Origin of the sequence: Nocardioides luteus (assembly GCF_014648595.1) — a bacterium.
Classification (GTDB): Bacteria; Actinomycetota; Actinomycetes; order Propionibacteriales; family Nocardioidaceae; genus Nocardioides; species Nocardioides luteus.
Window position 1 is genome coordinate 26,485 of record NZ_BMRK01000033.1, and the last position, 9,003, is coordinate 35,487.

Here is a 9,003-nt window from a genome sequence, read left to right on the forward strand (position 1 = left end):
CCCTCTTTCATGACTTCCTTCCGGCCCGCCCGCTGGCGAGCAACCACAACAGGAACGGCGCCCCGAACGCACCGGTGACGACACCGACCGGGAGGTTGGTGCCGGAGAACCCGTAGGCCGCGACGTAGTCGGCCCCGACCATCACGACCGCACCGACCAGGGCGGCGCCCAGGAGTGTCGTACGCCCGCCGTTGAGCACCCGGGCGATCGGCCCGGCCACGAACGCGACGAAGGCGACCGGACCGGTCGCGGCGACCGCCAGCGCGCACAGCAGCACGGCCAGCAGGAGCAGCATGTCGGCATAGCGGTGGGTGACGCCGAGCGCGCTGGCGACGTCGGGTCCGAGCTCGAGCACGCGTTGGGACTTCACCGTCCAGGCGACCAGCGGGAGCAGGACCACCAGGCCGGCGAGCAGCATCCGGATCGTCGGCCAGGCCGCCGAGTTGAGGCTGCCGGTGATCCAGCGGAGGGCGAGCTGGGCGTCGTACTCGTTGGCGCGGGTGAACAGGTACTGGATCACCGCGATCAGCCCCGCGGCTGCGGTGACTCCGACGAGCACCAGCCGGTAGCCGCCGTCGCTGCCGGCCACCACTCGGATCGCCAGGGCGGTGAGCACGGCACCGACGACCCCGGCGACCGGGAGGGCCGACCCGTTCAGCGAGAGCACCACGATCGAGAAGACCGCGGCAGCGCTCGCGCCCAGCGAGATGCCGAGCATGTCGGGGCTGGCGAGCGGGTTGCGGAGGGTGGACTGGAAGATCGCGCCCGCGGTGCCGAACGCGACACCGGCCAGCACGGCGAGCACCGCCCGCGGCAGCTTCGACTCCATCAGGATGAAGGTCGCGCCGGGGATCTCCTCGCCGCCGAGGATCCGGAAGAAGTCGGGCAGCGTGATGATGTAGTCGCCGACGAGCACGCGGAGCGCGAACAGCCCGAACAGGATGGCGCCCAGGCCGCCGGCCACGGCGATCAGCCGCCGTCGTGGGGCGCGCCGGGCGCTGCGTACGACTGCGGCGGGGTCGATCGACTGCACGGTCATAGCCCGGCCATCCGTCCGCGGCGGAGGAAGAAGACGAAGACGGGTACGCCGACGACGGCTGCCATCACGCCGACCTGGATCTCGGAGGGCGGCCAGATGACCCGGCCGACCACGTCCGCCATCAAGGTGAGCGCCGCGCCGAAGCCGGCCGAGAGCGGGAGCACCCGGGTGTAGGCCGAGCCGACCATGACCCGGACCATGTGGGGGACGATCAGGCCGATGAAGCCGATCGGGCCGCAGAGCGCGGTCGCGGTGCCGGTGAGGAGCACGACGCCGAGGCCGATGACGGCGCGGTCGATGCCGGTGCGGCGGCCGAGGCCGCGCGCGAGGTCGTCGCCGAGGGCGAGGGTGTCGAGGGTGCGAGCCCCGCCGAGGGTCAGCAGCGCGCCGACCGCGAGGAAGGGCAGGCCGGTCATGATGATGTCCCAGCCGCGACCACCGATGGTGCCGACCTGCCAGAGCCGGATCACGTCGAAGGTGACCTTGTCGGTGAGCAGGACGGCGGTGGTCCACGAGGTGACGCCGGCGGCGACCGCCGCGCCCGCCAGGACGAGCTTGGCGGGCGTCGCACCGCCGGCGCCGAAGGAGGCGACCGTGTGCACGAGCACCGCGGCCACCGCTGCACCGGCGAAGCCGAACCAGAGGTAGGAGCTCAGCGAGCCGATGCCGAAGACCGAGACCGCCAGCACCATCGCGAAGGTGGCCCCGGAGTTGAGGCCGAGAAGGCCCGGGTCGGCCAGCGGGTTGCGGGTCAGCCCCTGCAGACAGGCGCCGGAGAGCGCCAGCGCCGCACCGGCCAGCAGGCCGAGCACGGTGCGCGGCATCCTGGTCTGCAGGATGCCCTGGCCGACGCTCCCGTCACGCCACAGGTCGAGCGGGGAGACGAGCTTCGCCCCGATCAGCATCGAGGCGACGACGGCGACCAGGACGACGCCGAGAAGCAGGAGCGCGACCCGCGACGTCGACGACCGGCCCCGGCCGCGCGGATCCGCGGCCGGGACTCGGTTGAGCGTCGTCGTGAGGGTCACTGACCCTCGAGTGCCTTGACGATGCCCGGGACGAACTCATCGATGGCGTAGGGCACCGACAGCGGCGTCGGGATCCCCGCGGCGAGCGAGGCGACGTTGTCGGTCGAGGCCCACATGTGACCGTTCTTGATCGCGGGGATCTGACCGATCAGCTTGTCGTTGGCGAACGTCTCGGCGTCCTTCTCCTCCACCGCGTAGGTGAACAGGAAGTCGGACTCGAGCTCGCTAGCCTTCTCCGCGGAGACCTGAGCGAAGAACTCGCCCTCCTTGGTGTTCTTCTCCACGACCGGCGCGTTCTCCATGCCCAGGTCGGTGAGGAAGTCGGGGCGGGCGTCCTCGGCCGTGTAGAACGGGATCTGGGAGAGGTCGGCGGTCGCCAGCGAGGCCCAGATGAAGGTCTTGCCCTGGATCTCCGGGGTGTCCTTCTTGGCGTCCTCGAAGAGCTTCTCGGTGTCGTCCTCGACCTCGTCGGCCAGCTTGTTGCGGCCGGTGGCCTGGCCGACCATCTCGAGCGAGTCCTCCCACTCGGTGGCCCACGGCTGCTCCGGGTAGGCGACGACCGGCGCGATCTCGGAGAGCTTCTTGTACTCCTCCTCGGTGATGCCGGAGTAGGTCGCCAGGATCACGTCAGGGGTCTGCTTGGCGACCTCGTCGACCGGGACGGCGTCGGTCTGGTCGAGGATCGCCGGCATCTTGGCGTCGAGCTCCTCGAGCTTCTTGTCGAACCATGGCGTCGTGCCGTCCTCGTCACCACCCCAGGTGACCTTGGGGATGCTGACGGGCACGACGCCCAGCGACAGGAGCATGTCGGCGTCGTTGACGCCGACGACGGAGACGCGCTTGGGCTCCTTCTCGATCGTGGTCTCGCCGAATGCGTGCTTGATGGTCACCGGGAAGGCGCCCGAGTCTGCCTTCGAGGTGGACTCCTGGCCGGAGTCGGCGGAGTCGGTGGAGCCGGTGCTGCAGGCAGCGAGGCCGGACACAGCGAGCGCGGTGCTCGCTGCGAAGAGAACGGAACGACGGATCACGTGGACCACCTCGGGTTAGGCAATGCTTAGTTAGGACAGCCTAAACACATTTCGCCTTCCCTGAGGCATCGCCCCCGGATTTGGACGCGGGGTGGACGATCAGGGCCGCACGAACGCCTTCCGCTCAGCCTCGACCCGGTCGCGGATCACGCAGTCCAGGGAATGGTCGTTGATGATCCCCATCGACTGCATGAACGCGTACATCGTGGTCGGGCCGACGAACTTCCAGCCCCGCTTCTTCAGGTCCTTGGAGAGGCTGACGGAGGCGGGCGAGGTGGCCACCACCTCCGGGATCTTCAGCGGCTCGGGCTCGAAGTCCCAGACGTACGCAGCCAGCGACCCGCGCTCCTCGACGAGCTCGACCGCGCGGCGGGCGTTGTTGATCGCGGCCTCGATCTTGCCGCGGTGGCGGATGATCCGGGCGTCCCGCAGGAGGCGCTCGACGTCGCTCTCGTCGAACTCGGCCACCTGGTGGAAGTCGAAGCCCGCGAAGTCCTCGCGGAACGCAGGCCGCTTGTTGAGGATCGTGCGCCACGACAGACCGCTCTGGAAGCCCTCCAGGCAGATCTTCTCGAAGAGCCGCACGTCGCCGCCGGTCGGGAAGCCCCACTCGGTGTCGTGGTAGTCCAGGAACTCCGGCGCCCCGCCGGCCCAGGCACAACGTGTCTGGCCGTCGGGAGCCAGGAACGGTGTCTCACTCATCCAACCGACCTTAGCCGCGACCACCGACAGCGTCCTCTCGCAGCATCAGAGCAGATGGCGGATCGAGGCGAAGTGGGCCCGGATCTCGTCGTCGGTGCCGGAGCCGTAGACCTCCAGCACCTCGGCCAGGCCCGGCGCGACCTCACGCAGCGCTTCGACCGCCTGCTGGAGCTCACGGCCCGAGGCGACCGCCCGGAGCACGCCTCGCACCGCCGCGCCGCCGTCCACCGTCACCGTGCGGGCGCCCGTCGTCATCTCCGAGGAGAGCTCGCGGATCTCGTCGAGCCGTTCGTCGATCTGGGATCTGGTGAGACCGCCGGCGGCGGCCCCGAGCTCGACCAGCGCATGCAGCCGCCCGAGCGCGATCGGGTTCGCGATCTTGACCCGCTGGCCGGTCATCAGGTGGGACAGCATCGCCGGGCTCAGCCCGAGCACCTTGGCGGTCGTCGCCTGGGTCAGACCCAACGGGGCGGTCGCGCGGCGCACCAGGTCACCGAGCGGCTCGCCGTACAGCTCTCGCTGCTGCTGGATGTTCTCCTCGACGCCCATGCCTCGCAATCTACACACGTCAACAAAGCGTTCGCAAATGTACTTGCGGTGTATACGTTAGTGAATCTATGGTGCAGTCCATGCGGACAAGACTTCTCATCGCGGCCGGCCTCGCCGGGCTCCTGACCGGGACCCTGGCGGTCGTCGGCACCGCCCCCGCCGGCGCCGACGAGCAGGACCAGGAGACGTACGGCCGGATGATCCTGGTGCTCGACTCCTCCGGTTCGATGAAGGAGCCGGCGGGTGGCGGCGCCACCAAGATCAAGGCGGCCAAGCAGGCGCTGAACACCGTCATCGACGACCTGCCGGAGAACGCCGACGTCGGCATGCGGGTCTTCGGGGCGAAGGTGTTCGGACGCAAGCAGAAGGGTGCCTGCGAAGACACCCAGCTGGTGGTCGAGCCCGGCACCGGCAACCGTGACGACCTGCGGTCGGCCGTCGACGGCTACAAGCCCTACGGCGAGACGCCGATCCCGGAGGCGCTGAAGCGTGCCGCGGACGACATCGGCTCGGAGGGCAAGCGTTCGATCGTGCTGGTCTCCGACGGCGAGTCCACCTGCGGCGACCCGTGCCCGGCGGCGCAGGCCATCGCCGACCAGGGCATCGACCTGCAGATCGACGTCGTCGGCCTCTCCGTCTCCGGCAAGGCTCGCCAGCAGCTGGAGTGCATCGCCGAGAAGGGCAACGGCACCTACTACGACGCCGACGACGCCGAGGGCATCGGCGAGTCGATCTCCGGCGCTTCCGAGCGGGCGCTGCGGCCGTTCGAGTTCACCGGCACTCCCGTGAAGGGGACGCCTGAGTTCGCCGAGGCTCCGCTGGTGGAGCCTGGGCAGTACCTGGACACGATCCAGACCCGCGAGAAGCGCTACTACCGTTTCAAGCGCACCGCGCCCGGCACCACCGTGCACCTCGGCCTGATCTTCGAGGGCGAGTCCGAGGACCTGGTGAGCAACCTGAACCCCGAGATCAGCGTCGAGACCGAGAACGGTGACCTGGCTCAGTGCCGCTGGACGGTCGTGCAGAGCACCACCTTGGGTGACGCCAGCCGGCTGATCTTCGGATCGACCCACAGCGCCGACACCGATCCCGAGGAGCCGTGCAACACGGCGGACGAGCTGGTCCTCGCGACCTCAGCGAGCCGCGGAGACTCCGGGGCGATCGCCGGCAAGAAGGTCCAGCTGATGGTCTACGAGGAGCCGCCGGTGAGCGCCGCCGCCCTCGACGCCCTTCCTCCTCAGCCGGATGCGCCGACCTGGACCGAGCTGACGCCGGGCAAGCCGGTCGAGGGCGTCGTCCCTGGCAGCGCCATCGCCAACGCACCGGTCGTCGAGGACGGCACCTACTCCTTCGACATCAACCCCGGGGAGAACCAGGTGATCGGCGTCCCCGTCGGCTGGGGCCAGCACCTGGAGGCGCAGTTCGACGCCCGGATGACCGACCCGATCCGCAAGGAGTGGGCAGTCGGCGCCGGTGTGGAGCTCGACGTCATCGGTCCGCTCGGCGGGGAGGCCACCGTGGACATCTCTGAGGAGCCGGACCACTGGTGTCCGCCCGGGCTCCTCCTGAACTGCCCCGACGCCTGGCGCACCGGCACGCTCTCCGACACCGTCGCCTACCGCAACCGCTTCGCCAGCGGCGACGCCGAGGCGTCGACCGGCCTGCCGGGGATCCACTACGTCCGAGTGCAGTACCAGCTCGAGGAGAACATCAACGTCCCCTACACCCTCACCATCAAGACCATGGGCGAGGACGGCACGGGCGAGCCCGAGTACGAGAAGGTCTCCGGCCTCAGCGCGCCGACGGCCGACCTCAACCTGAACGCCAGCGACGACGCCGGCGCCCAGGGTTCGAGCGCGTCCGGCGAGGACGGCGACAACCCCGAAGGCCGCAACGGCTCCACGGGCGAGCAGGGCTCGGGCGACCTGGTCAAGCTGGTCGCCGGCATCGGCGGGACCGGCCTCGGCCTGGTCGCGCTCGTGACCGCGGTCGTGCTGCTGATCCGGCGGCGCCGCTAGCTAGGTCAGCAGGGTGACGCCGCCGGCGAGCAGCAGGATCCCCACGACCGCCAGCAGGAGGATCGGCCACACCGGCCGGTCCTCCAGCTCCGCGGTGCGACGTAGGGCGGTCTTCTCCCGCTCGCGAGGCGTGGGCGGTGGCGGTGGCGGGGACGACGGCGGAGGCGGGGGTGTCGACATGCGGCCGGCGGCGTACTGGTCCAGGACCTCGGTCTCACCCGGCTCCCAGGGCCGGGGCGGCACGGCCTCGGCGAGCATCCGGCGGAACTCCCCCGCCGACTGCGGCCGAGCCTCGCGGTCCGGTCCGATCGCGCGGAGCAGCAGCATGCCGAGCGGAGTCGCCGGGACGTACGCAGGGTCGTGCGGCGGCCGCGTGCCGGTGAGCATCTGCAGACCGGTGACCGCGGTGGCGTAGAGGTCGTCGCGCGGGTCGGGGTCGGAGCCCTGGTCGGGCGCCATGTAGCCCGGCGTGCCGATCATCATGTTCGCCTCGGTGAGCCGGGGCATGTCGGCGGGGACGGCCACCCCGAAGTCGGAGAGGCGCACGTGGGGGACGCCCCGGCCGGTCACCTCGAGCAGCAGGTTGCCGGGCTTCACGTCGCGGTGGACGACCCCGGCAGCGTGCACCGCCTCGAGCCCCGAGAGGGTCTGGTCGAGGACGGCGACGACCCACTGCTCGGGGAGCGCACCGTAGTCGCCGACCAGCATCGCGACCGACCCGCCACGGAGCAGCGGCATCGTGAACAGCACGTTGTCGTCCTCGCCGGCCCAGCCGAGCGGGGTGACGACGTGCGGGTGATGGATACGGGTGGCCTGCTCGCGGATGAAACGGAGCAGCGAGGACGCGTCGCGCTGGCGCAGCAGCTTGGCCGCCTTGACGTCACCCTCGCGCCGGTCCTGGACCTGCCAGACCGCGCCCATGCCACCTTCGGCGATGGGCTCCAGCAGCTCGTAGCGCCCCGCGAAGACCTCGCCCACCGGACGCTCAGATCTTGGTGCGGTGGAAGCTCTGGAAGCTGCGCGAGGCGGTCGGGCCGCGCTGACCCTGGTAGCGGCTGCCGTACTTCTCGCTGCCGTAGGGGTTCTGGGCGGGCGAGGTGAGCCGGAAGAAGCAGTACTGGCCGATCTTCATGCCCGGGTAGAGCTTGATCGGCAGCGTCGCGACGTTCGCGAGCTCGAGCGTCACGTGACCGGAGAAGCCGGGGTCGACGAAGCCGGCGGTGGCGTGGGTGAGCAGCCCGAGGCGGCCCAGCGAGCTCTTCCCTTCGACGCGCGCGGCGATGTCGTCGGGCAGGCTGACCGTCTCGTACGTCGACCCGAGCACGAACTCCCCCGGGTGGAGGATGAACGGCTCGTCCCCCTCGGTCTCGATCTGCCGCGTGAGCTCCGACTGGTCCGCGGCCGGGTCGATCGTGGCGTACTTGTGGTTGTCGAAGACCCGGAAGAACCGGTCCAGGCGTACGTCGACCGAGGACGGCTGCAGCATCGACTCGTCCCAGGGGTCGATGACGATCCGGCCGTCGTTGATCTCGGTCAGGATGTCCTTGTCGCTCAGCAGCACGAGGCAAATCTAGCCCAGGCCGAATCTGCCGTCGGGGCTGCCGCGGTCATCGGACGACACCCGCTTTCCCGAACCGGTTCACATCCGGCCAGATCTGTGGGGTAACATCCTGGTCGCACCTGCGGACGTAGCTCAGTTGGTAGAGCGCAACCTTCCCAAGGTTGATGTCGCGAGTTCGAGTCTCGTCGTCCGCTCCACGTAACACAGCAGATCAGCCCGCACTTTCGTCTTCATCTTCGTCAGTGCGGGTTTCTGTTTGGGCCTCAGATGCCCCCAGGCTGCCCCCGACCCTCTTCGCGGAGTCCCACAGGTTGTTGTCGATGAGGTGGCCGTAGAGGTCTATCGTCATCGCGGCCGAGGCATGCCCAAGGATCCGCTGAACCACCTTCGGGTCAGCACCAGCACCGAGCCAGAGCGAGGCGCAGGTGTGCCGGAGGTCGTGCACGCGAAGCGTCGGACGGTCGATCTTCTTGATAGCCGCCGACCAGCCGACCGAGCGCTTCCAGTTCGGCTCACTCAGCGGCCCACCCTTGGGGGCGTGGAAGATCCAGTCACCGGCCTTCTTGCCCTCACACCACTTGTCGATGATCGGCACCAACTCAGCCACGAGCGGCACCGTGCGAGAGCGCTTGTTCTTGAGGGTGTCCTCGAAGAGTGACCCGGTGGCCACGTTGGACATGACCGTGCGCTGGAGTCGCAGCCCCTCCCCTGGCACCTTCACCCGGTCACCGACCTTGAGCCCGGCCAGTTCGGCCCACCGCAGACCAGCGAGCGCCAGGACCCAGACCACGTCCCGGTACTCACTGGAGCAGGCAGCGGAAAGAGCTGCGATCTCATCGCGAGAGAGGAACTGACCTTCCCGCTTCATGTGGCCAGCCGTAGGAGGCTTCACCCCGGCCGCTGCGTTGGCAGTCACTCGACCATCGAGCACCGCGTACGCCAGGAGCCGACGAAAGACGCCGAGGGAGCGTGCAGCGGTCGAAGGCGAGAGACCGTCAGCAACCATCCGGCCGACCCACGAGGAGATCTCGGCCGAGGTGATCGAGGCGACGGGAGCCTTGCCGAACCGAGGCTCGAT

9 protein-coding genes and 1 tRNA gene are annotated in these 9,003 nt (G+C 69.5%); 2 read left to right on the forward strand and 8 right to left on the reverse strand.

What is annotated here, in order from left to right; genetic code table 11:
- Nucleotides 1-7: 7 nt before the first annotated feature.
- The 5 genes from IEY81_RS23395 to IEY81_RS23415 form a co-directional block, all read right to left on the reverse strand.
- Nucleotides 8-1,039 carry a FecCD family ABC transporter permease gene (locus IEY81_RS23395; RefSeq protein ID WP_189120903.1) on the reverse strand — a complete coding sequence of 344 codons (1,032 nt, stop codon included), beginning with the start codon at nt 1,037-1,039 and terminating at the stop codon, nt 8-10.
- Nucleotides 1,036-2,067 (reverse strand): FecCD family ABC transporter permease, encoded by a 1,032-nt coding sequence (locus tag IEY81_RS23400; RefSeq protein ID WP_229788121.1) that lies wholly within the window; start codon nt 2,065-2,067, stop codon nt 1,036-1,038. Before IEY81_RS23400 ends, IEY81_RS23395 begins: the two co-directional genes overlap by 4 nt.
- A complete protein-coding gene (locus IEY81_RS23405; RefSeq protein ID WP_189120904.1) occupies nt 2,064-3,095 on the reverse strand; it encodes an iron-siderophore ABC transporter substrate-binding protein in 1,032 nt (343 codons plus the stop codon). The genes IEY81_RS23400 and IEY81_RS23405 overlap by 4 nt, the downstream gene beginning before the upstream one ends.
- A 99-nt stretch (nt 3,096-3,194) precedes the next feature.
- The gene (locus IEY81_RS23410; protein ID WP_189120905.1) at nt 3,195-3,797 is read right to left on the reverse strand and encodes a DNA-3-methyladenine glycosylase I; all 603 of its coding nucleotides are present in this window, start codon (nt 3,795-3,797) and stop codon (nt 3,195-3,197) included.
- 45 nt (nt 3,798-3,842) lie between these two features.
- Nucleotides 3,843-4,346, reverse strand: coding sequence for a DNA-binding protein (locus tag IEY81_RS23415; protein ID WP_189120906.1), 504 nt, complete (start codon nt 4,344-4,346; stop codon nt 3,843-3,845).
- 80 nt (nt 4,347-4,426) lie between these two features.
- On the opposite strand from IEY81_RS23415, the gene IEY81_RS23420 reads away from it, so the two are divergent.
- Entirely contained in the window at nt 4,427-6,364 is a 1,938-nt protein-coding gene (locus IEY81_RS23420; RefSeq protein WP_189120907.1) for a vWA domain-containing protein, read from the forward strand.
- Here the strand turns inward: IEY81_RS23420 and IEY81_RS23425 are convergent, their stop codons facing one another.
- Both IEY81_RS23425 and dcd read right to left on the reverse strand, forming a co-directional pair.
- Nucleotides 6,365-7,342, reverse strand: a complete 978-nt coding sequence (locus IEY81_RS23425; protein ID WP_189120908.1) for a serine/threonine-protein kinase — start codon at nt 7,340-7,342, stop codon at nt 6,365-6,367.
- 7 nt (nt 7,343-7,349) lie between these two features.
- On the reverse strand, nt 7,350-7,925 hold the full coding sequence (gene dcd, locus IEY81_RS23430) for a dCTP deaminase (protein WP_189120909.1): 576 nt from the start codon (nt 7,923-7,925) through the stop codon (nt 7,350-7,352).
- Between the two features lie 121 nt (nt 7,926-8,046).
- On the opposite strand from dcd, the gene IEY81_RS23435 reads away from it, so the two are divergent.
- Nucleotides 8,047-8,122: transfer RNA gene (locus IEY81_RS23435), tRNA-Gly, on the forward strand.
- 14 nt (nt 8,123-8,136) lie between these two features.
- Here IEY81_RS23435 and IEY81_RS23440 read toward each other — a convergent pair.
- Nucleotides 8,137-8,793, reverse strand: a complete 657-nt coding sequence (locus tag IEY81_RS23440; protein ID WP_189120910.1) for a tyrosine-type recombinase/integrase — start codon at nt 8,791-8,793, stop codon at nt 8,137-8,139.
- Nucleotides 8,794-9,003 lie beyond the last annotated feature (210 nt).

Bases quoted from the DNA above. Each gene is read 5' to 3' on its own strand.
- IEY81_RS23420 (WP_189120907.1), top strand. From the start codon at position 4,427: ATGCGGACAAGACTTCTCATCGCGGCCGGCCTCGCCGGGCTCCTGACC.
- IEY81_RS23415 (WP_189120906.1), bottom strand. From the start codon at position 4,346: ATGGGCGTCGAGGAGAACATCCAGCAGCAGCGAGAGCTGTACGGCGAG.
- IEY81_RS23440 (WP_189120910.1), bottom strand. From the start codon at position 8,793: ATGAAGCGGGAAGGTCAGTTCCTCTCTCGCGATGAGATCGCAGCTCTT.
- IEY81_RS23395 (WP_189120903.1), bottom strand. From the start codon at position 1,039: ATGACCGTGCAGTCGATCGACCCCGCCGCAGTCGTACGCAGCGCCCGG.
- IEY81_RS23410 (WP_189120905.1), bottom strand. From the start codon at position 3,797: ATGAGTGAGACACCGTTCCTGGCTCCCGACGGCCAGACACGTTGTGCC.